The sequence below is a fragment of the Streptomyces sp. NPDC090445 genome, from assembly GCF_044769385.1.
Taxonomy (GTDB): Bacteria; Actinomycetota; Actinomycetes; order Streptomycetales; family Streptomycetaceae; genus Streptomyces.
Window position 1 is genome coordinate 34,171 of the sequence record NZ_JBIVXV010000039.1, and the last position, 25,168, is coordinate 59,338.

Annotated in this window: 22 protein-coding genes and 4 pseudogenes; 8 read left to right on the forward strand and 18 right to left on the reverse strand. The window is 68.8% G+C overall.

Translation table 11 applies throughout. The features are described from left to right. Positions 1-166: 166 nt before the first annotated feature. Positions 167-895: a DUF4097 family beta strand repeat-containing protein gene (locus ACIQUT_RS36785; protein ID WP_403569638.1), complete on the reverse strand. Its 729-nt coding sequence runs from the start codon at positions 893-895 to the stop codon at positions 167-169. A 424-nt stretch (positions 896-1,319) separates the two neighbouring features. Here ACIQUT_RS36785 and ACIQUT_RS36790 point away from each other — a divergent pair, with 424 nt between their 5' ends. Genes ACIQUT_RS36790 through ACIQUT_RS36800 form a run of 3 tightly spaced genes read left to right on the forward strand, consistent with a single transcriptional unit; the run spans position 1,320 to position 5,142 of the window. Continuing rightward, entirely contained in the window at positions 1,320-1,772 is a 453-nt protein-coding gene (locus tag ACIQUT_RS36790) for a hypothetical protein (protein ID WP_403569640.1), read from the forward strand. 31 nt (positions 1,773-1,803) lie between these two features. Further along, positions 1,804-4,131, forward strand: coding sequence for a DUF6571 family protein (locus tag ACIQUT_RS36795; RefSeq protein WP_403569641.1), 2,328 nt, complete (start codon positions 1,804-1,806; stop codon positions 4,129-4,131). Positions 4,132-4,158: 27 nt separating this feature from the next. Beyond that, positions 4,159-5,142, forward strand: coding sequence for a hypothetical protein (locus ACIQUT_RS36800; protein ID WP_403569643.1), 984 nt, complete (start codon positions 4,159-4,161; stop codon positions 5,140-5,142). 260 nt (positions 5,143-5,402) lie between these two features. Here ACIQUT_RS36800 and ACIQUT_RS36805 read toward each other — a convergent pair whose 3' ends face one another. The 5 genes from ACIQUT_RS36805 to ACIQUT_RS36825 all read right to left on the reverse strand — a co-directional run bounded on the left by ACIQUT_RS36805 (position 5,403) and on the right by ACIQUT_RS36825 (position 8,129). Beyond that, positions 5,403-6,065 (reverse strand): deoxynucleoside kinase, encoded by a 663-nt coding sequence (locus ACIQUT_RS36805; RefSeq protein WP_403569645.1) that lies wholly within the window; start codon positions 6,063-6,065, stop codon positions 5,403-5,405. Positions 6,066-6,436: 371 nt separating this feature from the next. Next, positions 6,437-6,598, reverse strand: a complete 162-nt coding sequence (locus tag ACIQUT_RS36810; RefSeq protein WP_403569674.1) for a pirin — start codon at positions 6,596-6,598, stop codon at positions 6,437-6,439. Between the two features lie 358 nt (positions 6,599-6,956). After that, entirely contained in the window at positions 6,957-7,619 is a 663-nt protein-coding gene (locus ACIQUT_RS36815) for a hypothetical protein (RefSeq protein WP_403569647.1), read from the reverse strand. 58 nt (positions 7,620-7,677) lie between these two features. Beyond that, on the reverse strand, positions 7,678-7,914 hold the full coding sequence (locus ACIQUT_RS36820; protein ID WP_403569649.1) for a hypothetical protein: 237 nt from the start codon (positions 7,912-7,914) through the stop codon (positions 7,678-7,680). Positions 7,915-7,916: 2 nt separating this feature from the next. Then, positions 7,917-8,129, reverse strand: coding sequence for a hypothetical protein (locus ACIQUT_RS36825; protein ID WP_403569650.1), 213 nt, complete (start codon positions 8,127-8,129; stop codon positions 7,917-7,919). Here ACIQUT_RS36825 and ACIQUT_RS36830 point away from each other — a divergent pair. After that, positions 8,037-8,306, forward strand: a pseudogene (locus tag ACIQUT_RS36830) (DNA cytosine methyltransferase); the annotation flags it as partial. The gene ACIQUT_RS36825 and the pseudogene ACIQUT_RS36830 sit on opposite strands and share 93 nt — an antisense overlap. A 69-nt stretch (positions 8,307-8,375) precedes the next feature. Here ACIQUT_RS36830 and ACIQUT_RS36835 read toward each other — a convergent pair. The 4 genes and pseudogenes from ACIQUT_RS36835 to ACIQUT_RS36850 all read right to left on the reverse strand — a co-directional run. Then, positions 8,376-9,002, reverse strand: a complete 627-nt coding sequence (locus ACIQUT_RS36835; RefSeq protein ID WP_403569652.1) for a DUF6000 family protein — start codon at positions 9,000-9,002, stop codon at positions 8,376-8,378. Between the two features lie 57 nt (positions 9,003-9,059). Further along, on the reverse strand, positions 9,060-9,932 hold the full coding sequence (locus ACIQUT_RS36840) for a tyrosine-type recombinase/integrase (RefSeq protein ID WP_403569653.1): 873 nt from the start codon (positions 9,930-9,932) through the stop codon (positions 9,060-9,062). Positions 9,933-10,044: 112 nt separating this feature from the next. Further along, entirely contained in the window at positions 10,045-11,010 is a 966-nt protein-coding gene (locus ACIQUT_RS36845) for a transposase family protein (protein ID WP_403569654.1), read from the reverse strand. Between the two features lie 538 nt (positions 11,011-11,548). Next, a pseudogene (locus tag ACIQUT_RS36850) lies at positions 11,549-11,710 on the reverse strand (pirin family protein); the annotation flags it as partial. A 459-nt stretch (positions 11,711-12,169) separates the two neighbouring features. On the opposite strand from ACIQUT_RS36850, the gene ACIQUT_RS36855 reads away from it, so the two are divergent. Further along, positions 12,170-12,301 carry a hypothetical protein gene (locus tag ACIQUT_RS36855; protein WP_403569655.1) on the forward strand — a complete coding sequence of 44 codons (132 nt, stop codon included), beginning with the start codon at positions 12,170-12,172 and terminating at the stop codon, positions 12,299-12,301. Between the two features lie 139 nt (positions 12,302-12,440). Here ACIQUT_RS36855 and ACIQUT_RS36860 read toward each other — a convergent pair whose 3' ends face one another. Together ACIQUT_RS36860 and ACIQUT_RS36865 are read right to left on the reverse strand one after the other, a co-directional pair. Continuing rightward, the gene (locus ACIQUT_RS36860) at positions 12,441-13,190 is read right to left on the reverse strand and encodes a hypothetical protein (protein ID WP_403569657.1); all 750 of its coding nucleotides are present in this window, start codon (positions 13,188-13,190) and stop codon (positions 12,441-12,443) included. A gap of 209 nt (positions 13,191-13,399) precedes the next feature. Next, positions 13,400-14,764: a glutamate decarboxylase gene (locus ACIQUT_RS36865; protein WP_403569659.1), complete on the reverse strand. Its 1,365-nt coding sequence runs from the start codon at positions 14,762-14,764 to the stop codon at positions 13,400-13,402. A 452-nt stretch (positions 14,765-15,216) separates the two neighbouring features. Between ACIQUT_RS36865 and ACIQUT_RS36870 the strand changes: the two genes are divergently transcribed. Next, positions 15,217-16,155 (forward strand): DnaB-like helicase N-terminal domain-containing protein, encoded by a 939-nt coding sequence (locus ACIQUT_RS36870; RefSeq protein ID WP_403569661.1) that lies wholly within the window; start codon positions 15,217-15,219, stop codon positions 16,153-16,155. Positions 16,156-16,183: 28 nt separating this feature from the next. After that, a complete protein-coding gene (locus ACIQUT_RS36875; protein ID WP_403569663.1) occupies positions 16,184-16,375 on the forward strand; it encodes a hypothetical protein in 192 nt (63 codons plus the stop codon). A 186-nt stretch (positions 16,376-16,561) separates the two neighbouring features. Here the strand turns inward: ACIQUT_RS36875 and ACIQUT_RS36880 are convergent, their stop codons facing one another. Then, positions 16,562-17,629, reverse strand: coding sequence for an FUSC family protein (locus ACIQUT_RS36880; RefSeq protein ID WP_403569665.1), 1,068 nt, complete (start codon positions 17,627-17,629; stop codon positions 16,562-16,564). A gap of 1,234 nt (positions 17,630-18,863) precedes the next feature. Beyond that, the gene (locus tag ACIQUT_RS36885; protein ID WP_403569667.1) at positions 18,864-19,256 is read right to left on the reverse strand and encodes a hypothetical protein; all 393 of its coding nucleotides are present in this window, start codon (positions 19,254-19,256) and stop codon (positions 18,864-18,866) included. Between the two features lie 387 nt (positions 19,257-19,643). On the opposite strand from ACIQUT_RS36885, the gene ACIQUT_RS36890 reads away from it, so the two are divergent. Continuing rightward, on the forward strand, positions 19,644-20,450 hold the full coding sequence (locus ACIQUT_RS36890; RefSeq protein ID WP_403569672.1) for an SDR family oxidoreductase: 807 nt from the start codon (positions 19,644-19,646) through the stop codon (positions 20,448-20,450). A gap of 236 nt (positions 20,451-20,686) precedes the next feature. Here ACIQUT_RS36890 and ACIQUT_RS36895 read toward each other — a convergent pair. The 4 genes and pseudogenes from ACIQUT_RS36895 to ACIQUT_RS36910 all read right to left on the reverse strand — a co-directional run. Next, a pseudogene (locus tag ACIQUT_RS36895) lies at positions 20,687-20,830 on the reverse strand (IS481 family transposase); the annotation flags it as partial. A gap of 215 nt (positions 20,831-21,045) precedes the next feature. Next, positions 21,046-22,626: a GMC oxidoreductase gene (locus ACIQUT_RS36900; RefSeq protein WP_403569668.1), complete on the reverse strand. Its 1,581-nt coding sequence runs from the start codon at positions 22,624-22,626 to the stop codon at positions 21,046-21,048. 332 nt (positions 22,627-22,958) lie between these two features. After that, positions 22,959-24,779, reverse strand: a complete 1,821-nt coding sequence (locus tag ACIQUT_RS36905; RefSeq protein WP_403569670.1) for a glycoside hydrolase family 15 protein — start codon at positions 24,777-24,779, stop codon at positions 22,959-22,961. A 230-nt stretch (positions 24,780-25,009) separates the two neighbouring features. After that, positions 25,010-25,168: pseudogene (locus tag ACIQUT_RS36910) on the reverse strand (cytochrome P450); the annotation flags it as partial.

Below are 25,168 nucleotides of genomic sequence, written 5' to 3' on the forward strand. Positions count from 1 at the left end.
GTCTCGGCGCTCCCGGCCGCCGGCGGAGCCGCTTACGCAACTTCCGCTAAAGAGCCGAGCGGAACGCCTGCCTGCGGCCGGTCGTCCTGTATGAAGGGGGTGCGGGCGGACGGGGTGCGGCTGCCCGCCCCATCCACTTCGCGAATGCGGGCCCGGCCCGCCCGGTTCAGCCGTTCCGGATGGTGATGTCGCCGTTGCCGGTGCGCACCCGGAGCTCGTACGTGCCATTCGGGTCGTTGGGCACGTCGATGGTCCGGTCGCCATGGCCCGAGTCGACGGCCACCCGGTATCCGGCCCGGGGCACGGTGAGGGTGACGTCGCCGTTGGAGGTCTGGGCGCGGACATCGGCCGGGGTGTCCGGAGCCAGGTCGATCCTGCCGTTGGAGGTCTCGGCCTGGATCCGGTCGCCCTTGATGCCCGTGCCCTTGATCCGGCCGTTGCTGGTCCGCACCTGAACGGTGCCGGTGACGCCGTTCATCTCGACGCGGCCGGAGCTGGTCGCCACCTGCACCGGTCCGACCCGGGCGAGGCGGACCGCTCCGCTGGAGGCCTCCCCGCTGACCGGGATGCCGGCCGGCACGTCGACGGTGTAGTCGACCGAGCAGCGGTAGCCGCAGCCGCGGAGGATCAGCACGCCGTTCTCGATCCGGTGGGTGGCCCCCTCGGGCCGGTCGCCCCGGAACTGGATCTTGCGGTGCAGCTTCGGGGCGCCGTCCGGGACTCCGTTGACCGTGACACCGCCCGACCCGTTGTCGAAGCGCACCGAGGTGATCGGGCCGGAGAGGGTGCTGTCGTCCTCGTAGGTCTCCCCCCGCGCGATGCTGCACGAGGCGAGTGAGCCGACGGCGACGCCGGACGCCGCGAGGATCCCGAGGCCGCGGAGTAACTGACGCATGAAGGTCCCCAGTTCTGGAGAATCGCCCGAGCGGGCACGACGAGAACACCGGTCCGGGCCCCTGGTGGGCCCGGCACTCTGCGACGCTATCGCGTCTGCAACCGACCGGCCATGAGGCAAACCCCCGGATGCACAGCCCTTGACCCGCGGTAACGGGTGCCCTCCTTCCCGTCCTTGAGGAATTGCTCGCTCTCGGGAACCGGACGCGTTTACGCCACCGGAAGATGGGTGCTGGCCCCGATGCGGCCGGATGGCGCCAGGGGCAAGGGTGGGGTCGAGGAACGCTCGCGGTCCTGGTGGGGCGGGTGATGACGGTCCTGGCGGGTTCATCGCGCTGTTGGTGCAGGGGAGTTCGCGCCGATTTCGGAGCGTCCGGTTATCGGTCATGGGGCCCTGCGTGGGCCCAGGGACGGGGGAGGTCTCCATGGGGTTCGATGAGGAGTGGGCCGCGCTGCGTGCTCAAGCGGCCGATCGGCAGGGGCCGGTCATGCGGCTGAACCGGGTGCCGGACGACCCCTCGGGGCCGGCACCCGGGGGCGGGCCGGGGGCCTTCGGCTCGTCTCCGGCGGAGAAGCAGGCGGCGGCCAACACGATCGAGAACGACCTGGAGGGCAGTACGAAGAAGTCCACGGACTGGGCCGACGAGTCGTCCGACGCGGCCATCAAGACGTTTGACGGCTGGCAGACGGCCGCGGGCCTGAAGAAGGTCCAGGAGACCTGGGACCGGCAGGTCAAGACCCTCATGGGCCGGCTGTCCTCGGAGAAGAACGCGCTGCGCGGGGCGTCCGGCTACTTCGCGCGGAACGACCTGGACATCCGGGGGCAGTTCGCGCCGCTGTCGCAGTCCAAGGTCCACGACGTGGCGCCGCCGCGATGAGGAAGCACCGTGCCGACGGGGGGACGACGACATGCTGACGTACGCAGAGATCACGACCACCGACTTCGGGGCGCTGACGACGGCCGCGGAGAAGTGGGACTCGATGGCCGGCGAGATCAAGAAGGTCGAGGACCGCTACAAGGACTCCGTCCAGAAGATCACCATGGGCCCGAACTGGTTCGGCACCAGCGCCGTCGCCGCCCACACCAACTTCGCCGGCACCCGCTACGAGTACGCCGCCGCCCAGACGCAGGCCAAGGCCATCGCCTCCCTCCTGCGCGACGCCCACACCCAGTTCGTCGACCTCAAGGGGAAGCTCGACTCCGCGCGGGCCGATGCCGTCGAGGCCGGAATGGCCGTCTCGGATCAGGGCCGTGTCTCGTTCGACCACGCCCGGCTCTCCCCGGCCGAGCGCCGGGCCTACACCAACGACCCCGATGGCCAGAAGGCGGTCCGCGAAGGTGTCGCCAAGTGGCAGAAGCACCTCGACGACCGGGTGAAGGCCGTCTCGGACGCCGACGAGGGCGTCAAGATCGCCCTCGACGCCGTCGGCATCGACAGCAACAAGGACATCGGCGGCAAGGGCGATGACCAGTTCAACGGCTTCAACGCCGGCGCCAAGGGCGACATCGAGCTCTACGAGGCCGAAAAGGCCGAGGACATCGCCACCCGTATCAACAGCGGCAAGGCCTCCGCCGCCGACTACGCCGAGCTCAACCGCTCCTTCCGCGACAACGCCGACAACAAGGCCTTCAGCCAGACCTTCATCGCAGGAGTGGGCGCCGACGGCACCATCAGGCTGGCCAACGCCCTGAACGACCGGGCGCACTCGGGTGACCGGTCGCAGCGCGGGCTGTACCGCGACGTGAACAAGGGGCTTGCCGACACGTTGGCGGGAGCCACGGCGGTACCGGAGTTCAAGGGTTCCGACGGCAGGAAGCTCGCGTACGGGACGAAGGCGTACCAGGACGCGTTCGCCAAGTGGTCCGCATCCTCGGACGCGAAGTTCTACAACGACTTCAGGGGCGGCCTGAAGACGGCGGGCGTCGCGCAGTACGACCTGGACGTGGCGGGCGACAAGATCGCCGTGGGTACCGGGCACGGCCAGCAGATCCGCGGCTACCAGGGCCTGGCCACGCTCATGCAGCAGGGCAGCGGCTACTCCCCGCAGTTCCTCGGCGACCTGACGGACGACATGATCGCCGCCGAGAAGAACGACAAGAACATCTGGGACCTCTACGGGTCCTTCGACGGCAAGGACGGCTGGTTCGAGAACGACCCCGTCGACGGCGTCCTCGACGTCATGAGCCGCGACCCGGAGGCGGCCACCGGCTACCTCGACCCGAACGCCGACAAGGACCGTCTGCAGTACCTGCTCAAGGACCGGGACTGGGACACCGTCAACACCACCGACTGGCGGGGCAACATCGAGGTCACGGGCAAGGACACCGCCGACAAGGACGTCCGCACCGGTCTCGGCCTCGCCCTGGAGGCGGCGACGACGGGACACACGCCCCTCGGTCCCGGCCGGGACCCGTGGCCCGCGACGCCGCACACCGAGGCCCAGGCGCGGATCATGCACAACGTCATCGGGACGCTCGGGCCCGACCAGAGCGTCCACGAGAACCTGCGCGAGCCGCTGGCACGATCGCTGGCCTCCTACACGGCGGACACGCACGAGATGCTGGCCGGGCTGGACGCCGATTACGTCAAGGCTTCCGGAACCGGTTTCTTCACCGAAGGCGGCACGACGCACCTGGCTGTTCCCCAGGACGACCTGGTGCAGTTCATGCGGGGCCTCTCCGAGGATCCGGAGGCCTACGGCACGCTCCACAAGGCCGAGTCCCGCTACATCGACCTCTCGCTGGAACAGATCCCGGAGGGCGCCAAGGGCGCCGAGCTGACCAACCCGCTCAACAAGGCCGGCACGGCTCTGGGTGCGATGGCCTCCATCCGGGAAGACGTGATCAACGACGGCCGGATGGCCGGCTACAGCGAGGCGGACTGGAAGGCCAAGATCGCCTACCACGTCATCGGCGGAGCGGTGACGCCCCTCTACTTCACGACCGCGGGCGGAGTCTCCGTCGCCTTCGGCGACGCCATCCAGCGGGGTGTCGACACCTGGGCATGGCAGTGGGGCAACGAGATGAAGGCAGAGGTCGACGCCAAGGCGAACCCGGCCGTCTCGGACGCATACCTGTCCGTGAACAAGCAGGTGCCCATTCTCGTCAGCGAATGGGCCAACGGGCTGCCGAACACCTCCGACGACGATGTCCAGAGCTACACCCGGCACGTTCTCGAAGGCCGTGTCCGCGGCACCGAGACCGCTCAGAAGTACCTGACGGACACGAGCAACTGACTCGGGTGCCCACAGAAGGGAATGACCATGACGGGGCGCACTGCCCGCCGTGCCGGGCCGTTGGCGGTATGGACCGCTGTCGGGGTGGCGATCACTCTGCTGGGCGGCATCGCCGCCTGGTTCGTCCTCGGCCGGGACCCCTCGCCCACCTGCAACGGTCTGGCCGAGGACAAGCGGGTCCAGCAGTCCCTGGGCGCAGCCGTGCAGCCCGGCATGCTCTGTGCTGCACTCGGTGAGGCCATCGTGAAGGGGACGGTGGGGTCCGAGCCCGGCATCCACAGCCGGGAGCAGGCCCAGGCCCTGAAGGACGTGCTCTTCGCGCTCGGGTCCGCGCAGCCCGACGGCCTCACCCTCGATCCGGCGCTGCGGCTCCCTCTCGCAACCGCGCTGGCGGACTACGCGCCCGACGTCCACGAGCTGCTCGTCACCCTCGACAGCAAGTACGTCCTCGAAGGGGGCAGGACGAATCCGCCGTGGGAGTCGGGCGGCACCCACCACCTCTCGGTGTACAGCACGGTCTTCCGGCACGTCGTGCGCGCGGTCTCCGAGGATCCCCGGGCCTACGCCCTGCTGCGCACGGCCGAGAGCCGGCAGGTGGCCCGGGAACTGGCCGGTGTCCCCCGTGACGCCAAGGACGCGGCCTTCTCGTTGCCCGCGACGAAGGGCGCGCGCGCCCTCGGCGTCCTCGACGGCATCGCCAACGTGATCGTGGACCGCCTGGACAAGGACGAGGCCCGGGCCTGGCGTGCGACGGTCGTGGAAGGGGTCGCGCGCGGCCTCGCCGCCCCGGGGACGGGGGCGGACAGTACGGGGGCGACCATCACGGCCGACTGGCTCGGGACCTTCGAGAAGACCCCGGAGGAGGAGCGCTTCAACCGCCTGAGCACGCAGGGCGTCGACCTCGCCGGTATCTGGCTGAAGAGCAGGAACACGGACGAGGCGACGCGGCAGGACCTGCTCGCCGACGTGGAGGACAGCGCCCGCGGCGGTTCTCGCGAGGTGAAGCCCTGATCCGTGCGGCGCCGGGCCCGCCCGTGCACCTCGGACACCACCGCCCGAGCGGATACGCCGAACAGGGCTCGGGCCTGGCGCTCACGGCCGTCGTCGGCCAACCGCACGTGCCCACGAAGGGTGCCGGCCGGGACGGCGACGGCGTCGCCTCCCGGCCTCGACGGGCTACCGCAGCCGGACCCCCGGCCGCCCTGTCGGGTCCGCGACGGTCAGAGCGGCCGGGATCTCCGCCGGGAGGCACCGGCGTGGACGGCTCGGCTTCAGACCCGGGCCCTGGCCGCGGCCACGGCGTCCTTGACCTCCCGCGCCACGCGGGCGGCGTCGTCGGGGTTGTGCACCACATCCGTGTGGTTCATGTCGACGACGAGGACCTCGCTGGCCGAGTAGTGCTTGTGCACCCAGTCGTCATAGCCGGACCACAGCGTCCGGTAGTACTCGACGAGGCTTTCGTCCTGCTCGAAATCGCGGCCCCGCAGCCCGATGCGGTGCAGCACCGTCTCGAAGTCCGCCTTGAGGTAGACCATGAGATCGGGTGCCTTGCGGTACGGCAGGCCGTCGATCTCGCGCATCATCTCTTCGAGCAGCCCTTCGTACACCTGCATCTCGAGAGAGCTGATCCGGCCCAGATCGTGATTGACCTTGGCGAAGTACCAGTCCTCGTAGATGGACCGGTCGAGGACGTTGTCGCCCTTCCTGTACGCCTCCTTGATCGAGGCGAACCGCGTCTGCAGGAAGTAGAGCTGGAGGAGGAAGGGGTAGCGCTTGGCCTGGATCTCCTCGGGGCTCGCCGTGTAGAAGAGCGGGAGGATGGGGTTGTCGTCCACGCTCTCGTAGAAGACCTCGCTGCCCAGCTCCTTGGCTATCAGCTCGGCCACGCTCGTCTTGCCGATTCCGATCATGCCTCCGACGCAGATCACCGGCATACCTCACTTCTCCCTGGGGGTCTTCTGTTCACGGGGGACGGCTGGGCACCCCGTACCCCTGGGACGCGTGCAGGCGCTCACCCGGTGCCCCGGGAGCTTCATGATCAGCGCCATGGGATCCCGAGCCCGGACCAAGGACCCGACGCAGGCCGCCCGGTCGGACGGTCGTACCGACCGTTCCGTGGTCGTCGCATACCTTGAGCCACCGCCCCGCGGTCGCCTGAAGCTTAAATGACGATTCACCCCACGCCGGACAGAGCACCGGCAGTGGGGGGTGTCGCCCCCTGTCCGACAGCCTCCCCGTCCGAAGCCGGGAGCGGAGGGCTGGGCGCGATCACCGCGCCCGGCCCGGATCCACACGAAACAGCAGGTCAACGCACCTTCCCCGTGGCTTCAGGTGGGTCGGGGGGAGGGCCGGGGCCGGGATCGGGGGGGCCGTCGTAGCCCTTGACCTCGCCGTAGCGGGTGCCCTCCATCCAGTCCCTGCGGAACTGCTCGATCTCCTCGTGGGCCGGCAAGCTGCTGGAATGCATGACGATCTGCGCGCCCGGCATCGCCCAGGAGGCGGCGATCGCCGGCCTGCGAGGGGCGCTGGACCGGCGCAGCGCACGCGCTCTGGAGACCGGAGCCAAGCTCGACCGGTTCCGCTCGCTGATGGCGGGAACAGGACGTCGCCGTGCTCCCTCGTCACGCCCTCCGACGAGCGGTACCTGCGGTTCAGCGTCGCCGCACTGGAGGAGCGCCGACTCGGCGAACCGGGCGCACGATCACTGGCCTTCGGGGAGGAGCGCGGGAGCGCACGGCCCTGCGGGCCGGCCGTGTCCTCGACCCCGTCCCGAGTGGTCTCGGGAGGGCCGGGCCCGTGTCATGCGCGGCCGATCGCCGCCGTTCTCACCAAGGGCTCCGCACCCTGACGCCGAGGGCCCGGACGCGGTCCTGGGCCTGCGGGTCGAGCTTCAGCAGCAGGTCCTCGTCGACGACTCCGTCGCGCCGCCAGATGGTGCAGAGGGTCTCCAGACCCGCTTCGGCGACCTCCGGCTCCGCGTCGGCCGAGGTCTGCACCAGGGCTTCGACGACCGGCCTGCCCTGCAGTCCCGCGACCGCCCGTGCCGTCCGGGCCCGCTGCTCCGCGGGGACGGCCGGGTCGGCGAGCGAGCGCAGCACGTCCGCCGTGTCGCGGGCGTCCTGGCAGGGCAGCACCCACACCAGGTACACGAGCTGCGTGCCGAGCACGATCAGGTACTGCAGTGGCACGAGCAGGGCCACGGGCAGCAGCAGGACCAGGGGCAGCACGATCAGCCAGCCGCCCCGGATCCGCGAGGCACCGCCGGTCGGCGGCTCGAACCGCCGACCGGCCAGCAGGACGAGTACGAACATGGTCACGACCGTCAGGAGCGGCACCACGATCAGCCCCACTCCCAGCCCCGCGCCGAACGACGCCCAGAAGGGATCATCGCCCAGAACGGGCAGCACCAGGGCCGCGGCCACCCAGCCGAGAACGGCGGTCATGACGTAGCGCTGCAGGCAGACCCACAACCATCTTCCTGTACCCATAGCAGCTTTCTCATCTCAGCAGCTCTTCGTGCAGGTGCCATTGATCCACGTCCGGTCATCACGGTCCTTGCAGAAGAGGCGTCGAGACCGTCGGGGCATCGTAGCCGCTGGTGTGGGCCATGCTGTCGTGGGCGATCCACCGCGGCTTCTGGTGCTTCCGGTACTGCACGACCTCCATGTCCGGATACGCGTTGCCCGTGCGGCTCACGGACACGGAATCCTTGGCGGGTGTGACGTTCAGCCAGTTGTCGACCGATCCGACCCACATGACCGGCTGCACGCCGTGCACGCTCACCTTCAGGGACTCCGAGGTGGAGAGCCGTGGTCCTGGAGGACGTTCTTGCCGGTGAGCGTCCGGAAGCCGCTCTGTTCGAAGAGGATGGGGAGGGCCGGGACCATCTGGGACGCCACGTCCACCTGTCTGTCGGCCGCGGCACCCGCCCCCAACTGCTCGATGCCTGCCGGGGCCCACGGTCGCTGCTGGCTGCCGAACCGATGCGTCACTTCCACGCCTTGCACCAGGCCGGCGAGCCGGAATGGGTGCTGATTGAGGAGGTTCCGGACGTCGCGCCCGTGTGGAAGCAGTATGCCGCCGTGCTGCGCGGCTGGGGTTTCTCGACCTGGAGCGGCATCCTCAACGCAGGCGGCTACGGGGTCCCTCAGACGAGGCGGCGAGCGATCCTGATTTATCTGGACAACTTCGAGTTGTGCGGCGGTGGGTTCCTCCGATCAGGTGTCACTCTGCTGGGGGCGGTGTCATCGCTTCCTTGCCGTGCAGTGCTCGGTGCCCTCATCGGCGAGGACGCAGAACTGGCTGATGATCTCGCGATAGCTGTCCGGCGTGCCGTGGTGCTCCTTGCGCGGTGGTCCGTCGATCCACTGATGCCAGAGGCCGTCTCGGGCCAGGAAACGGGCCGCTTGATCGGCACGGAGCTTGGCATCGAGGTGCAGGAGTGCACCCATGGCGGCTGGCTGGTCGTAGTAGAGATCGGGGCGTCGCAGGTAGCGATCGAGGTAGGCAGCCAACAGGTCCGCGTCGGCAGGGGTGCCGAAGGTGGCGAAGGTGACGCAGTAGGCGGTGCCCGCGTAGCAGACCTCGCTGGCAAGCAGGAGTTCGCCGAGGCGTTCACGGAACTCAGTTCTGCGGGCGACGGTGATGAGCCAGGCTGCGGTTTTGCGCTCGCGCCACCCACCTTCGAGCAGGACGGTCAGCTCACGAGGCGTGATATCGCTGGCGGCCTCGCCGAGCTCCCGTGTGAACTTGGCGCGGTCAGGCTCGGTCATGCGCATGACGGGGCCGCCGAGTTTGAGGTAGCGCCGGTCGGGCGTGACATAGCGGCGGACAAGAGCGAGCAACTCGGGGTCCTCGTGGGCGTAACGCATAGCCGCATCCTGTCCTGGACGAAGTCGTCTGACCAGTGCATTTCTCAGGCGCACCGGTCAGTCCGCCGGATCGTCGTGCGGTTCGCCGAGGTCGTCGAGGAGGCCGGTGATGCGCTGGTGGCGCTCGATCTCCCGCTCCCAGCCGCGGTCCCTTGCGTCGGTGATCAGTTGCCGCTCGACGCAGAGGCGTTCCCGCAGCCGGGGTGCGTACTCGGGTGTGGTGATGAACTTCGCGCAGGTCAGGTAGAGGTCACATTCGCAGGGGCCTTCCTGTGGCAGGCGCAGGCAACGGCCCAGCTCAAGTTCAGTCTTGTAAAAGTTGGTCTTCAGCCAGTCCAGTGCGTCCTGATCGAGCTGGCCGACGCGCAGGGTTTCGGCGAGCGGTCCGGCGATGACGGCGCCGGGTTGAAGGACGGACTGGTAGTCGGCCAGGACGCTGGGGTCCGAGATGTGGGTGTAGGTCATCGACATGCCCGGGCTTTTATGCCCGAGGACCTTCATGATGGTCTGCATGCGGGCGCCCTTCTCGGCGAGTTGGGTGCCCAGGGTGTGCCGGAAGCGGTGCGCGTGGATAGCGGGTTTGCCTTCGCTGTTGAGGATCCCCAGTTCTGTGCAGATCTGGCCCAGGGGGTCGGCGAACAGGTAGTCGGGGTGGGCGAGGCAGCCGTTGCGCAGGAACAGGTAGCGCACTGGCTGCCCGAGGTCGGGATCGTAGATGCCCCGGTCGTGCTGGTTGTGCCGCAGCTGGGCAAGGGTGCGGATGGCATCTGCCGCCTCCTCGTGGACGGGGACGGTGCGTTCCTTGAGGGCCTTGCCGGCCGCGAGCCGCAGCCGGGGGTGCCGTCGGGGTAGGCGTCCAGACAGTCCAGATGGAGCTTGCGGATCTCGGTGCGGCGGGCGCCGCTCCAGCGGGCCACCAGCAGCGCGCATCGCTGCAGCGGGCAGGTCAGGGCTCGGATGCGTTCCATGACCGGTTCGAGTTGGTGCTCGGGAATGAAGCGGGGAACCTTCTCGATGCGGCGGGGCATGTCCGCAGCCGTGATCAGCGGTCGGGTCGGGACGTCGTCCCATTCGCCAAGTGCGGCATGGCGGAAGAAGACCGCGAGGGTGGCAGTCCGGCCACGGCTTGGACGGTGTCGCTCATGTGCTCGCGCCGGCCTAGGTGCCGGGCTAGTGCCCTCCAGTTCTTGAGATGTGCGATGCCGTGCTCGACGCGGATGCGGCGTGAGGAATGCGCCTTGCGATGGCGTTCGTAGATCTCCTCGTACCACTCCGGCGGGTTCTTCTTGAACTTGCGGTGCGGTGGTGTCACTACGCGACCGCCGGTCTGGGCACCCAGACCCTGGTAGCCGGCATCGGCAAGGATCTCCACGGCCGTGCCGCCAATTAGATGCTTGACCAGGCCTAACTGCCGGGCATGGGTGATGTCGGCACAGCTGGCAGGCTGGGCTGGACTGCAGAACAGGAGCCTGCCGCTGGCGTCGGTGAGGACCATGGCCTTCACCGCGTTCTGCTTGTTCTTGCCGGAGATGAACTTCTCCCGGTCCTTGCAGCCGGCGGCGGGCCTGCGGACCCGGATCTCGGTGCCGTCGATGATCCCGGTCTGTCCGCTCGCGCCGAGGTGGTCGATGACTTCGGCGAGGGTGCGAAGCCGGATCCCGGCCGCGATGGTGCAGCCGCGGATTGCGAGCAGCGGCCGCACCTCGCCGATCGCCCGGGTGATCGTGGACCGGTCGACGCCGAACCAGCAGGCCAGCACATCGTGTGTGGCAGCGTGACGCAGGTGTACGAGGGTGGCCAGGAGCCGGTCGATGAAGACCAGCCGGTACTTGGCGCCAGCGCCCACGGCACGCTTCCGCGGCCTCGCCTCCAACCTCGCCTGGTGCCGTTCATGCCATAACGGACCGACCTCAGCGACAAGTTCGGCGATCACATCGGCCGACAGCCCCGTGATCCTCCGGTCGCTGACGATCGCTGCACGAGCCCCGTTCCCCACCACACCGAACATGATCAGGGATCACGATCCAGCGTCACACCGCCAACCATGCACGAGCTCGTTAGTTAGGCGATCAGCGCATCATTCCTCGCCGAGCAGCAGCTACGTCTGGTCTGCCCGGAGGCGCAACCTCCAGCACCCGCACAGTTTCCCGCCAGTGGCTGGCGGGCAGGACCGGAGCAGCGAGGCTGTTGTCACTTGTCCACAAGGTCCACCACACGCCACCGCGCCCACTCCGGCGACAGATCGAACGCCTTGACCGGCTCCGCCAACAAGGCCGTCGGAGCCGACGAGGCAAGGGCAGCATCCGCCGTCCTTTGCGGGCAAGGCAATCCGGCGCAAACCTAGGGCCGATCTAACTACTCGTCAGTAAAGTCAGCAAAAGGTCAGCACTCGTCCAACCAGAGCTGATTACAGCCTGCAACACCTGAGACTCGATCGCGCACCCCGAAGGCCGTCGGACAATGTCCGACGCCCCCCCCTCGGCAACAAGAAGCGGAAAGGGTGCCGCGCGCGCTGCGCCCGGCCGGGGGCGGAATGAAATGGCAGGTCAACGCACCCTTCCCCTGGGCTTCAGGTGCGTCGGCGGGAGCTCGGGGGACGGAATCGGAGGGCCGTCGTAGCCCTTCACCTCACCGAATCGGGACCCGTTCATCCAGTCTTCGCGGGCCTGTGCGATATCCTCGTGGGACCGGCCAATCCAGTTCCAGAACTATTGAATCGCTCGACGTTTCCGCAGGTCAGAGCGTTGCGAGTCCCTCAAAGTCAGCAAAAGTCAGCATCGGCGCGCTCTTCTACAGGCACGACCAGGGAGGACTTGTTCCTCCCGGAACTTGATTGCCGCACCCGCCGCGGGAGGCACAGGCTTCTCGGTACGGCACCCGATTCATGGTCATCAACGTGTACATGCGGTCAAAGAGATCACTGCGCCCGCACTCAAGGCGCGAGGTTGGACAGATGCCGGTATCCGCCGAGGCATCGGCGCCCCGGACACGACCGGGCCCGCCTCCCTTTGCAGCGCGGCAGCGCCTGTACGCAGTAGCACGCGTCATCGCCGCCGAGGCGTCCACCGGCTTGCCGGATTGGCGGGAAGGGGCAGCCCTTCGCGCAGCTGCCATGAGGCCTGCCGACGCACACCCCGCGGACCTGCCACCCCGAGCCGATCCGGTGGTTGACTCTGCACACCGGCGAGGCAGCAGCCACCCTTCCACAGGCCAAGCGTGTTTCAGATGTCCGCCAGCACGGTGCCCGCGCCGCCCCCGCGCCCGAACTCCTCGGCGAGGACACCCCCTGGTCCGAGTAGGCCCAGTCGCACAAAGGCCACACGGGGACACCGCCTCGACACGGCAGCTGCCCCCATCGACATCGCAGCGGCGGCCCCTCATCGCGACTGGCGCTTTGGTACGGCGCCCGGCATACCCACGGCTCGTGGCGCCGACGGCCTACCAACTGTGTGGCCTGCCGCAGTCCCACCGCACTCTCGCCGCCTCAAGGGCTTTCCACTGGCCGTGGCACGCTCCCTGCCGTGGCATCGTCGGCCCGGTAAGAGGATGGGAACCGACGATGATCCCGAACCGCTGACGAACTCGCCTGCGCATGCCAGACTTTGTCCATGGGGGACATGAGAGTCGCTTTCGATGACGGGTCCGTCGTGCGCCCCGCGCCGGTCTGCTGCCGCTGGCCAGCCACATCAGACCGATGTACCCGATCATCAAGCCCGACCCGATCAGCCAGGCGAGGGCCTGCGGCCAGGCACTCGTGTGCACCCCGTCCGCCCGGTACGCGGCCGGCAGGGCGAGCGCGACAAGGAACCAGATGTTCAGCAACAACGCGGCGACGAACCGGTGCATACCGTACGTCACGGCGAGGCCGGCCAGCACGGTGACCAGGAACGCGGCCGGCACCACCAATCCCCAGGCCTGCGCCCCCAGCCAGTAACCCAGCGCGGTCAGCAAGGCGCCCGAGACGGCGATGACGACCAGCCGCGGGGCGCGGTAGGAGTACCGCCCGCCCGGGTCGCACAAGCCGGTGAACAACGCCCCCAGCGCCACGCTGACGAAGTACTCCTCCTCGCCCAGAGCACCCAGAACGACGACCGGGATCAGCATCACCAGCAGGACAGAGACGCCCCGCCGCAGGTTGAACCCCTGCCGGTCGATCTTGAAGATCGCCGAGACTTCGAACCCGGCCATCACCGCCACCTCCGACCCGGGACCGACCAGTGGCCCGGACTGACCGGACCGACCCCGGCGGGGCCGGCCGTGCGGCGAAACGAGCCCTCACTACGAGAATCCCCGCCCGTGCCGCAGCCCGCGACCCCGATGGGAGGGCGTTGTGGCAGGTGGCGGGATCACCGGCCTCCGCTCGGCGGTCACCCGGAAAACCGCTCTGTCACAGTGCGTCAGTAGCCGGTACCGCGTTTGACCTGGGACCGCTCGATGCTGTGGGTCGCTCCCTTGCCGTCCAGCGTGCGGCACGCGTCGGCGATGTCCTGGGTCAGGCGGTCGACCTGATCGCGGCTCAGGGTCTCCTTGACCAGGGCACGCAGGATCTTCACCCGTTCCGCGTTGGGCGGGAGGGTGTAGGCCGGCACCATCCAGCCCCGCTCGGCCGAGAGCTGCCAGGCGATGTCGGACTCGTCGTAGGCGTGCTCGCCGGCGAGACGGAAAGCGACCAGCGGCAGCTGCTCGAGGTCGCTCCCGATCACTTCGAAGCGGCCACTGCTGCGCAGGTTGTCCGCCAGTGCGCGGGCGTTCTCCTGCATCGCCTTCATGACGTAGGTGTAGCCCTGGCGACCAAGCCGCACGAAGTTGTAGTACTGCGCGAGCACCATCGAGGCACCGGTGGAGAAGTTCAGCGTGAACGTCGCGTCGGTCTTGCCCAGGTAGTTCTCGTAGAAGACGAGGTCCTTGGCGAGGTCGGCCTCTTCGCGGAAGACCAGCCATCCGATGCCGGGGTAGACCAGTCCGTATTTGTGTCCCGAGACGTTGATCGAACGGACCTGCTCCAGCCGGAAGTCCCATTTCGAGTCCGGGTAGAGGAAAGGCCACACGAATGCGCCGCTGGCGCCGTCGACATGGATCGGAATGTCGAGGTCCCGCTTTTTGCGGACGTCCCGCAGGAGCTTGTCGATCCCGACGACATCGTCCTTGTGGCCGGTGAACGTGGTGCCGAGGACGGCGACGACGCCGATCGTGTTCTCGTCGAGGTGCGGCTCCACGTCCTCCGGGCCGATCGTGTACTTGTCCTCTGCGAGCGGCACGATCCTGGGCTCGACGTCGAAGTAGCGGCAGAACTTCTCCCACACGACGTGGACGTCACCGCCGAAGATCAGGTTGGGTCGGTCGACCGAGAGGCCGGCTGCCTGGCGGCGCTCGCGCCACTTCCACTTCAGCGACAGCGCACCGAGCATGATCGCCTCGGATGAGCCCTGGGTCCGGCATCCGGTCGTCCTGCCGGGCGCGTGGAAGAGGTCGGCGAGCATGCGTACGCAGCGCTGCTCGATCTCGGCGGAAATGGGGTATTCCGCATGGTCGATGAAATTGCGGTGAAGGTTCTCGGCGATCAGCCGTTGGGCCTCCGGCTCCATCCACGTGGTGACGAACGTGGCGAGGTTGCGCTGCGGGTCGCCCTCCATGGCGAGATCCACGTCCACGAGCCTCATCGCGTCCGTCGCGGCCATGCCTTCCTCAGGGAAGGTCTCGGACGGAGCGGGCACCGTCAGGAATCGGTTACCGAACAGAGCCGAGTCATCGCGCTTGGTCATGTCTCGAATTCAACCGCGCCGGGGCCCGACCCGGTCGAGGGACACACCGCGCGGCCGACGAGGAGGGCGATGGCCCCCCAGACTAGGGAGCTGGGAGCACCTCCCCAGTGACGATCGCTCCCACGGCTTCCCGCCCCTGCCCGTTCTCTGCCGCCCGGTCATGGGGTCGACCACCGGCACCGGAGGCCGTCGCATCACCTCCGGCAGCCTCACATGAGGAGTCGGAAGCGGAGGGCTGAGCGCGTGCACCGCACCCAGCCAAGGCCCACACGTAGCTGGCAGGTCAGCGGAGCCTTCCCCTGGGCTTCAGGTGCGTGGGGGGCAGCTCCGGGGCAGGAATCGGAGGGCTCTCCTGGGCGCCCTGCTCCTGGTGCCCGAACGGCTGAAGACCATCGGCCTCCTCGGAGCCCCAGCACTTCGCCAACACCACCCCCAGCGCGCTGTTCTCGGCGATGCGTACCACGCCCCCGCCCGCGCCCGAGGCTCACCGGTCGAGCCCTCTGTGGCCGAACCAACTCCTCGCCACCGCCCAGCCCCAGGCCCGTGCCCTCACAGCCGCCTACCTTCACACCCTCATCAGCCTCTGTCCTACCGACGCCCACGCCCCGGCCTACGCGCAGATCGTCCGCTCCGGACACGCCCGCCGCGTTCTACGCCGACACGCCAGCTTCCTGGCCCAGGCGGCCCGCGTACCGGGCCCCGGCCCAGCCGGGTCCGTCCTGGCCCGAGCCGACCAGCTCGCCGAATACCTGGACAAGCTCGTCACCGCCTTGCCCTCCCACCCCGGATCGATGCCCCGGACCCCTCAGGCGCCCGGCCCGGTCCCAGAGGCATGGGTCGAAGCGGAGGACGACGAGCGGATACTCCTGGCCACGGCCACTGCCCACCCCGATGACCTGGTACGGATGCGGTGGCTACACGAAGGCGACTTCACCATCCCCCTGCACGCCGCCCTCTTCTCCAGCCTGACGGCGCTCGCCCGCAGGGGTGCACCCGTGGACCCGATCACCCTGCTGTGGGAAGCCCAGCAACGTGGCCTGCTCCGCGACGGACTCGGCCCCGCCGAGATCCTCGACTTGCTCGCCCATCCCGCAGGGGCACCCGAGCACTGGGGCCAGAAGGTCCTCCAGCGCTCGCTCCTCCAGCAGGCCAGTGCCGTGGCCGCACGGATCGAAGTTCTCACCGCCGACGAGGCCACCTCCGTCCACCAGCTGGCCACCGGCAGCCGCCGGGCCCTGTCCGCAGTCCGCGGGCGCTGGTGCCAGGCCATCGGCCCCCTCGCCGAAACTCCCCCCTCCGGCTGGCCCGTCGTTCCCCGGGCTCCCGCGGTCCGCACCCCGACCGCACGGGCCGGCCCTCGACCCCGCGCACCCGCCCGGCCAGTCCGCTGACCACTCGCAACCCGACCGAAGGCCCTCCATGTTCCACCACGCCCCCGCAGACGCCCGCATCCGATTTGACCTCCACCCGGACCATCACCCAGCCGTCGTCGCGACGGTGTCCGGGCCGACGAGCGACGCGGCCCGCTCCCACCCTCACGACCACGGATTCCGCAGCACCGGACCGACCACCATGATCCTCGCCCGCATCGACCACGAAGAGCCGCACTAATCCGATGCCGCAGCCAAGCACCTGAGACGGTACGGCTTGTCCGTCGAGATCACCCCGGCCCTCCAGGAAGCGATCGACACGGAGTGGTCCTGGGGCAACTCCCCCTTCCCCTGATGCACCCGCGACGAGGTCCGCCAGGGTGCGGCTGCGCCGGCACGCCACCGCAGCATGCCCCGGGCCACCTGTTCAGGACGGCCGCGACAGGTCTTTGGCCGTGCGCGTGGCGAGCGGGCCCGAAAGCACCATGGTGAGCACACCGATTGCCACGCCGCACAAAGTCCACAGCACCCGGTAGCCCTCGGCGGCATAGTCGGAGGGCTGCGGAAGTTCCAACAGGATGAGGGCCCCCGCGGCGATCGCCGCGCAATACAAGGCGTAGTTCACCAAGCGAACCGCCATGGCGTGCATGAAGAAGATGAGCGCAACCACTTCGAGTCCGCGCTCGACCGCGAGCAGCTGCTCTCCCTGCTCGCCTGCGGGCACCAGCAGCAGCAGTGCCGCAGCCGCCGCGCCGATCACCGCTCCGGCAAGGCGCTGCACGCCGATCAGGGTGGCCTGCTCCAGGCTCGGTTTCATCGCGGCCAGGGCCGCGAACGGCATCCAGGAGCCGTGGGACAGGTTCAGCCCAAACGCGAGCGCCACGGTGGCGGCCACCGCCCCCGCGCGGATCACCGCGAACATGATCACCGGCCAGGTCAGCTTCCGCCGCGAGGTGTCGCCGGGCAGCTCCGCGAACGGCCGGGGCATGTCCCGCCGTCCACGGACCAGCCAGACCACGAACGCCACCGCGGCCCACAGCGCCACCCCGCCGGCCCAGGCCACCACCTGAGCCCAGGTGTAGCTGGTGGCGGAGGGGGACTGGTGGAAGCCGAACGCCGTCGCGAGGGCGATGATGAACCACACGTTCAGCAGCAGCGCGGCCACGAATCTCCGCACACCGAACGCAACGGCCAGACCGGCGGCAAGCGTGACCGCGAAAGCCGCAAGCGTCAGCCAGCCCCAATCCACCGCCCCAAGGCCGAACCCCAGCGCGGTCAGCCCCGCGCCGAGCAGCCCGAAGACAGCGATGTGCGACGCCCGGTACCCGAAACCACCCCCCGGGTCCGTCATCCCCGCGAACATCAGACCGAACAACGCGCTGAGCAGGTACTGCTCATACCCGATCGCCCAGAACACGAACAGCGGCACCAGACCGACATCCAGCATCGCCACCCCGCGCTGCCAGTTCAGCCCCGAAGGATTCAGCTCGAACACCCTCGACCACCAGCCCACAGCCCTCCCCTGAGCAGAAGGCCGTCCACCTCGTCCACCCGTACCAGTCATGGCCGCCCTCGATCACCTCAGTCGCCAGATATGCCGCATTCTGCGACCTCACCAAGACCACCGCGACGCGACCCGCACAACCCCACCGAAGACAACCCCGCACCCATCCCCACGGCATCCGTACGCCACTGCCCGCAACGGCAGAACCGACCAGCCCCGATCGGCAACACCGCACGAGGGTTTCTTCCTTCACCCCGCAGAGGCGGGCTCCGGCGTACGATCTCTCGCTTTCGTGTCAGTGCCCAACCTGTCCAGCGGGAAGGGGTGGCCTCCCCGGCCGGGCCCACCCGCCGGAGGTCGACAGGGCCCGAACATGCCGCAGCGGCCTACCCGCCAGGCGACCCGCCCACCCTGCAACGCGCCCAGCAGACTTTCGAAGGCGATCCGGGGCTGAACGCGCTCGGAGACGTGGAGTTCTGCTTCGGGGCCCCGAACGAGACGACGAGTACATCCCGACCCCGGACGGGTCGCTCTTCAGCAACGTGGAGGGGGTGCGCGCCTTCGTCAAGGACGTGTCACCCGGCATCATCTTCCGCCCCGCCCAGAAGGCCACGCGTCTCAAGCACGGCAATCTCGTCCTTCCCCTCTACCGCCCTGTCGCGCCCGCGGGATACGTCGCCGTCTCCGAGTACGGATGGCTGGAGAACTCGCAGCCGCCGCTGAGCAAATGGTGTGTGTCCGTAAGGACTACGCCCACTTCGCCCGCGCGCAAGGAACCGGGCGGTTCTTCCGCAGCCAAACGCCCGCCTACACCGGCGAGTCCACCCGCCTCTAGCTCGGCGGCGGCTTCGTCCACTCTCTGGGCGGGACTCTGCCTCAGGGCCTGTACAGCCAGGGTGCCGGATTCGCCGCAATTGCCCGCGGGGGACCTCCGAGCAGGGAGATATCCCAGGTGGCTCCGGCACCATGCTGGTGTGACATCCCCTTCCTGGCGTGCGGGCGATGTGCGCGCGGCATAGGCTTGTGACCACAAGAGCCAGTCTTTCCGGTCAGTGCACAGGCACCGGTCTCCTTAGCGGTGAGGCCCGACGAGCGTGGTGCACTCCCGCGTACTTCGCAGGGGCGGCCGAGGCCTGTTGCGCGCCTTGCGCGCCGAAGCGTAGATCGGCAGCAGGAGGGCGCCGACTCCGCCGGAACTCGACAGGCCGACCATGACCAAGCAGGATCAGGACAAGCACGGTGCCAGGAGCCCGCCGATGAGCAGCGGCACCAGCAGCAGCCCGGTCACCGCACCGATCGGATCGCTGGACGGCAGCGGCTTGACCATCTCGACGGTCACCGACCGGCCCAGTTTGTGCGCCGCGTCCAGGAACGCCGCCTTGATGTCGATGGAGCCGAAGGAGCTCTTCGCCGGGGCCACGATCAGCGTGTCACCGGACCCGCCGGTGACGTACGCGCCGTACAGCTCGCCCTCCTCAACCGCGGTCGTCGCCGACTGGTCCTGGTAGGAGGTCAAGTCCAGGCCCGCCGGTGCCACTGCGGCGACCACGGGCGACGGCGGACCATTGACCATGCCGCCGTACGCCTTCTGCTGGGGCAATGCGCCGCCATCAGTCACCGGCGTTCCCATCCCACGCACCTCCAAGCCGTGCATCCCGTCAACGGTCTCGTGCAGATGGACCGGGACTGCACCAGTTGCCACCCCACCACGGGCCGGACATCGGCATCGCCGGTGACACTTCGGTGTCTCCTGCCTCGGGGCGGGCGTAGCCCGACGGTGTGACGTGTCCGGCCGAAGTGCGGCTGCGTTGCGCGCCGGTCCGCCTCACCCGCGACGCAAGGTGCTTTCGTCTGGGGGCCGGGTATCCAACGGCTCCTGTACCTGTCCTGGCGGGCCGACTGGCATCCAGCCTCCTGCGCACGTCGTCCGGAGGCTGAGGGCGCCGTCCGAAACGCAGAAGGAGTGATCGTGGTGGCAGGAAACGTCAAGGAGGGCCGCGGGGTGATGTCCGCACAGCTCCTCAAGGGCCAGAAGGCACTGGTGACCGGTGCCAACTCGGGGATCGGCCTGGCGACCGCCGTTGCCTTGGGCCGGGCCGGAGCAGACGTCGTGGTGAACTACGTCGTGGGTGCCCACGATGCAGAGAAAGTCGTGAAAGAGATTGAGGGCTTCGGTGTCCGCGCCTACGCCCACGAAGCCGACGTGTCCGACGAGGACCAGGTAACCGCCATGGTCGCGCGGATGGTCGAGGAGTTCGGCACCATCGACATCATGGTGGCCAACGCGGGCCTCCAGCGGGACGCGGCCGTGACGGAGATGACGCTCGCCCAGTGGCAGAAGGTCATCGACGTCAACCTGACCGGTCAGTTCCTGTGCGCGCGAGAGGCCGCCAAGGAGTTCATCCGGCGTGGCGTGGTGGAGGAGGTCTCCCGGTCGGCGGGAAAGATCATCTGTATGAGCTCGGTCCACCAGATCATCCCGTGGGCCGGGCACGTGAACTACGCCTCCTCCAAGGGCGGTGTAGGCATGCTGATGCAGACCCTCGCCCAGGAGCTGGCCCCCAAGCGGATCAGGGTCAACGCGGTCGCACCAGGCGCCATCCGCACGCCGATCAACCACGACGCCTGGTCCACCCCCGAGGCCGAGGCCGATCTCCTGCGCCTGATCCCGTACCACCGAGTGGGCGACCCCGACGACATCGCCAACGCCGTCGTCGCCATGGCGTCAGACCTGCTCGACTACGTCGTCGGCACCACCCTCTACGTCGACGGCGGAATGACGCTCTTCCCCGGCTTCGCCACCGGGGGCTGATCTCCACCTCGACGACGCGCTGGACATCCGCCGACGGATCTACGAGGCGTTCGAGATGGCAGGACGGCGGCGAACGACCGGGAACGGCCGGGCGGAGACCCGCGTCCCCGGTGACGTGGGGCAGTGCTGCCCCACGTCGCCCGCCGGCCGGGCTGGTCAAGGCCGGCCCGCCGCATCTGTCGGACTTCACCGGGTGACCGGTCCTACTCTTCATCCCTCACCGGCTGCCGCAGCAGGGGCCCAAGGCCGGCCCATTCGCCGAGGAGGGTGCGGTTGAAGCGTTCGACCTTGCCGTTGGTTTCCGGCCGGTGGACGCGGGTGAGCTTGCCGGCTGCGCCGAGGCCTGCGAGGGCCTTCTTCCAGGCCTTGGCCTTGCGGTAGGCATCGCGATCGTGCTGGTCGGTCCGACGCTCGTGCTGCTCTCCCGGCTCGCCCCCCACGGGTGAGCTGGAGGAGGTCACCAATGCCGAACCGGGGCCGCCGGAGCACCTGGGGACAACCTGTAGCGGCGCAGCGCAGGTTCGAGCAACGAGGGAGCCGACGGCGGGTGGTACGTCCACCTGCCGTCGGCTCCGACGCCGCGTGCGACTCCCCGTCAGCTCAGCCGGGCGGCGATGTGGTCGCCGACCCGCAGGGCGTTGGCGATGGCGGTCAGAGACGGGTTCACCGCGCCGATGCTGGGGAAGAAGCTGGTGTCCACGACGTAGAGGTTGTCGAGGTCGTGGGCCTTGCAGTTGACGTCGAGGGCCGAACTGCGCGGGTCGTCGCCGAACCGTACGGTGCCGGCCTGGTGCGCGGTGGCGCCGATCGGCATCCCCTTGTGCAGGTAGATGCTGTGATCCAGCAGGTGGTGCTCGTGCATGCCCAGGTGCCCCAGCATCCCCCGCAGCTTGTGCTGGAGGCGCTTGAGCCCGGCGATGTTGTTCTTCTCATCGAGAGCCAGGTGGATGGCGTCGTCCTTGTCGAGGGTGACCCGGCTCTCGGGCAGGGGGAGGTCCTCCCCGCACAGCCAGAAGTCGACGGCGTGGTGCGCCAATACCTCGAAGGGCATGTCGGGCATGACGGCACCCGCCCAGCGCGGCGCCTCGCCGTGGATCTGGTCGGCGTCCGACTTGCCGAGCATCTGGATGCCGCCGAGCGGATACTCCCAGTCGTCCGCTCCGAGATACCAGTCGTTCAGCGCCAGGATCTTCTGGAATCTGGTGGGATTCGGTTCCTTCGACACCGCCATCAACGCGAGGTTGTTGTGACGCATGTAGTGGCGTCCCACCACGTCCGAGCTGTTGGCCAAACCACCGGGGTGTTTGTCGCTGGCCGAACGCAGCAGCAGGACTGCGGAGTTGACCGCCCCGGCGGCGACCACCACGATGTTGGCGCCGAACGTGCCGATCGTTCCGTTCTTGAGCTCGGCGACAACCCTGGTGACGGTGCGTCCGGTCGGGTCGGTCTCCAGACGCCGCACGTTCGCGTCCATCACCATCGTGACGTTGTCGTACCTGAGCGCCGGGTCGACGCAGATCACCTGCGCGTCGGACTTGGCGCCCACCAGGCAGGGGAAGCCGTCGACCCGGTCGCAGCGGATACAGACGCTGTCATGGCTGGCCCGGCCGTGCTCGTCCTGGGCGAGGTTCACGCCGATGGGCAGGTGGAAGGGGTGCAGGCCGGCTTTCCCCAGATCGTCGCTGAGTTGCTGGATGCGCGCCTCGTGCTCGACCGGCGGGTAGGCGTACTGCGCGCTGGTCGGCCCTGCGGTGGGGTCCTCGCCATGCCGGCCGTGCACCAGGTAGAGGTGTTCGGCCTGGGTGTAGTACGGCTCCAGATCCTCGTAGCGGATCGGCCAGGCCGGAGAGATGCCGTCGTGGTGGCGCAGTTCGCCGAAGTCCTCGGGACGGAGCCGGAAGAGCGCGGCGCCGTAGAACTTGGTGTTGCCCCCGACGTAGTAGTTCACCTCCGGGGGGAACTCCTTGCCGTGCTTGTCGTACCAGAACTCGGGAGCGCGGTACTTGCCCTTGACGAAGACCGCGGTGGAGTCCCAGTTGTCCCGCTCCCGTGGCAGGTAGCCGCCGCGCTCCAGGAGCAGGACCCGTTTGCCGGTGGGGGCCAGCCGGTGGGCGAGCGTACCGCCGCCCGCTCCCGTACCGATGACGATGACGTCGTAGTGCTGATCGTCGGCCATGAGGGTCCCCCTTCTAGGAGTCATCGGCTGTCCTGGCCGTAACACCCGCCTGGTGCCCTCTGGGCTGCCCTATTCCGGACGGACACTCGCGCAATCGGAACATTCGGCACCAATTCCCAAAGTATCGGGTGCGTCAGGGGTCAGGCCGGGCCCGTCCGACCGCAACGGTTCGAGAGGGTGGCGTACTGGGAGTCCGCCGCCCGGGCGGGCGCCAAATGGGCCACACGGCCTGCGACCCGCCGCCTGCGGTCGCGAGGTCGAGCACAAGATGGGCCGAACTCGGCCTCGGGGAGCCGCGGCTGTCCTGCCGTACGGGCATGCGTGGCCCTGGGTCAGTGCCCGTTCTCTGCGTCGAGAGCCTCGTCGAGGGTGGTGGCTGCCATGATGAGTGACAGATGGGTGAACGCCTGCGGGAAGTTTCCCAGTTGCTCGCCACTCGGACCGATCTCCTCGGCGAAGAGCCCGACGTGGTTGGCGTAGGTCTGCATCTTCTCGAAGGTGTAGCGGGCCCGGGACAGCCGTCCCGCCCGGGCCAGCGCGTCGACGTAGAGGAACGTGCACAAACTGAAGGTTCCCTCCGAGCCGCGCAGCCCGTCCGGCGATGCCGCCGGGTCGTAGCGGTAGACGAGGCTGTCGGACACGAGCTTGCGGTCCATCGCGTCGAGGGTGGACAGCCAGGCCGGGTCCCTGGGGGCGATGAACTGGACCCTTGGCATGAGCAGCAGGGAAGCGTCCAGGACGTCGCCGCCGTAGTGCTGGACGAAGGCGCCCTCCTGCTCGCTCCAGCCGCGTTCCATCACCTGCTCCAGGATGGCGTCCCTGGCGTTGCGCCACTTCTGCGTGTCGGCGGGCCTGCGGAAGTGCTCGGCCAGGCTCAGCCCCTGGTCGAAGGCGGCCCAGGACATCACCCGGCTGTAGGTGAAGTCCTGGCGGCCGCCGCGGGTCTCCCAGATGCCCTCGTCCGGCCGGTCCCAGGCCTCGGCGAACCAGTCCAGTGTCCTGGCCAGAGCCTTCCACCCCCGGTAGGTGGCCTGCTGGGCGATCTCGCGGCCCTGGGACAACGCGTAGAGGGCCTCACCGTAGATGTCCAGCTGGAGCTGGTCGGCGGCTCCGTTGCCGATGCGGACGGGAGAGGAGCCTCGGTAGCCCTCGAAGTGTCCGAGTGTCTCCTCGGGCAGGTCGGGGCTGCCGTCGACCCGGTACATCGTCTGAAGTGGCTCTTCTTCCTTGCCCTCGCGCTCCTGCAGCCTTTCGACCAGCCAGTGGAGGAAGGCCGTGGCCTCCTCGGCAAAGCCGAGGTCCAGCATGGCGCGCACGGACAGCGCGCTGTCGCGTACCCAGGTGAACCGGTAGTCCCAGTTGCGTTCTCCGCCGACCTGTTCGGGCAGGCCCATGGTCGCCGCCGCAATGAGGGCTCCGGTGGGGGCGTAGGTCAGGAGCTTGAGGGTGATGACCGAACGGTGCACCAGCTCGGGCCAGCGGCCCCGGTAGCGGGACTGGCGCAACCAGGTTTGCCAGAACAGGACGGTGTCATCGACCTGTGCGGTCAGTCCGTCGACCGTGAGGGGCGGGGGTGCCTCGCCCCCGGACGCGCAGACGGTGAACACGGCGCCGCCCGACTCGCCGGCGCTCAGCGTCACCCTGCCGCGTACGTCCTGGCCGTCCCGCTCCAGCGGGAAGGAGGTCTGCAGGTGCGCGTCCATCCCCGGCGACCGGAACACGCCGGTGTTCTCGCCGAGCTCCAGCTGGTGCTCGGCCCGGCCGTAGTCAAAGCGCGGCCGGCACTCGAGCGTGAAGTCGACGGTCCCCCGCACGGCGCGCACGACGCGGATCAGGGTGTGACGGTCGGTGGCGGTGCGGGTCCGGTCCGGCGGCATGAAGTCGACCACCTCGCCCACCCCGTCCGGTGACATGAACCGGGTCACCAGAATGGCCGTGTCGGGGTAGTAGAGCTGCTTGCAGGTCGCCTCGGGGTGCTGGGGGGCCAGCCGCATGTACCCGCCGCCGTCGTGGTCGAGCAGGGCGGCGAAGATGCTGGGCGAGTCGAACCGGGGAGCAGCGAACCAGTCCACGACGCCCTGCGACGAGACGAGCGCGGCGGTCTGCAGGTCGCCCACCAGGCCGTGCTCGGCGATGGGGGGGTAGCGATCCATGACTGCTCCGAATCTCGGTAAGCCCCCCTGCGTCCCCTATCGGCCACTCGGGTGGCCCTTGCGCGCCGGGAGCGGTCGACGACCGCTCGCCCACGGCAGTCGGCGACGACGGTCCCGCCCCGACGCCGACGCTCCTTCGGCGCAACGGGGTGCGGTCGCGACCGCGGCCTGAACTCGGGGATGAGCTGCTTCCGAGCCTCCAGGCGTACGACGATGAGATCCACACCCTTTTAGAGGCTGCCGCCTGGGCCGTCGCTTTGCTCGATGTGGAGGTGGATCGGACCGCGGAGAATTGGGCTGCTCCGGTACGGGGGTGGGTCGTTGGACAGTGTGGGCTGGTTGAGGCGGTGGACGAGATGGGTGAGGGCGATCTGGGTTTCCAGGCGTGC

Bases quoted from the DNA above. Each gene is read 5' to 3' on its own strand.
- ACIQUT_RS36785 (WP_403569638.1), bottom strand. From the start codon at position 895: ATGCGTCAGTTACTCCGCGGCCTCGGGATCCTCGCGGCGTCCGGCGTC.
- ACIQUT_RS36790 (WP_403569640.1), top strand. From the start codon at position 1,320: ATGGGGTTCGATGAGGAGTGGGCCGCGCTGCGTGCTCAAGCGGCCGAT.
- ACIQUT_RS36795 (WP_403569641.1), top strand. From the start codon at position 1,804: ATGCTGACGTACGCAGAGATCACGACCACCGACTTCGGGGCGCTGACG.
- ACIQUT_RS36800 (WP_403569643.1), top strand. From the start codon at position 4,159: ATGACGGGGCGCACTGCCCGCCGTGCCGGGCCGTTGGCGGTATGGACC.
- ACIQUT_RS36805 (WP_403569645.1), bottom strand. From the start codon at position 6,065: ATGCCGGTGATCTGCGTCGGAGGCATGATCGGAATCGGCAAGACGAGC.
- ACIQUT_RS36810 (WP_403569674.1), bottom strand. From the start codon at position 6,598: ATGCATTCCAGCAGCTTGCCGGCCCACGAGGAGATCGAGCAGTTCCGC.
- ACIQUT_RS36815 (WP_403569647.1), bottom strand. From the start codon at position 7,619: ATGGGTACAGGAAGATGGTTGTGGGTCTGCCTGCAGCGCTACGTCATG.
- ACIQUT_RS36835 (WP_403569652.1), bottom strand. From the start codon at position 9,002: ATGCGTTACGCCCACGAGGACCCCGAGTTGCTCGCTCTTGTCCGCCGC.
- ACIQUT_RS36840 (WP_403569653.1), bottom strand. From the start codon at position 9,932: ATGCGCGCTGCTGGTGGCCCGCTGGAGCGGCGCCCGCCGCACCGAGAT.
- ACIQUT_RS36845 (WP_403569654.1), bottom strand. From the start codon at position 11,010: ATGTTCGGTGTGGTGGGGAACGGGGCTCGTGCAGCGATCGTCAGCGAC.
- ACIQUT_RS36860 (WP_403569657.1), bottom strand. From the start codon at position 13,190: ATGGCCGGGTTCGAAGTCTCGGCGATCTTCAAGATCGACCGGCAGGGG.
- ACIQUT_RS36865 (WP_403569659.1), bottom strand. From the start codon at position 14,764: ATGACCAAGCGCGATGACTCGGCTCTGTTCGGTAACCGATTCCTGACG.
- ACIQUT_RS36870 (WP_403569661.1), top strand. From the start codon at position 15,217: ATGCGTACCACGCCCCCGCCCGCGCCCGAGGCTCACCGGTCGAGCCCT.
- ACIQUT_RS36875 (WP_403569663.1), top strand. From the start codon at position 16,184: ATGTTCCACCACGCCCCCGCAGACGCCCGCATCCGATTTGACCTCCAC.
- ACIQUT_RS36890 (WP_403569672.1), top strand. From the start codon at position 19,644: ATGTCCGCACAGCTCCTCAAGGGCCAGAAGGCACTGGTGACCGGTGCC.
- ACIQUT_RS36900 (WP_403569668.1), bottom strand. From the start codon at position 22,626: ATGGCCGACGATCAGCACTACGACGTCATCGTCATCGGTACGGGAGCG.
- ACIQUT_RS36905 (WP_403569670.1), bottom strand. From the start codon at position 24,779: ATGGATCGCTACCCCCCCATCGCCGAGCACGGCCTGGTGGGCGACCTG.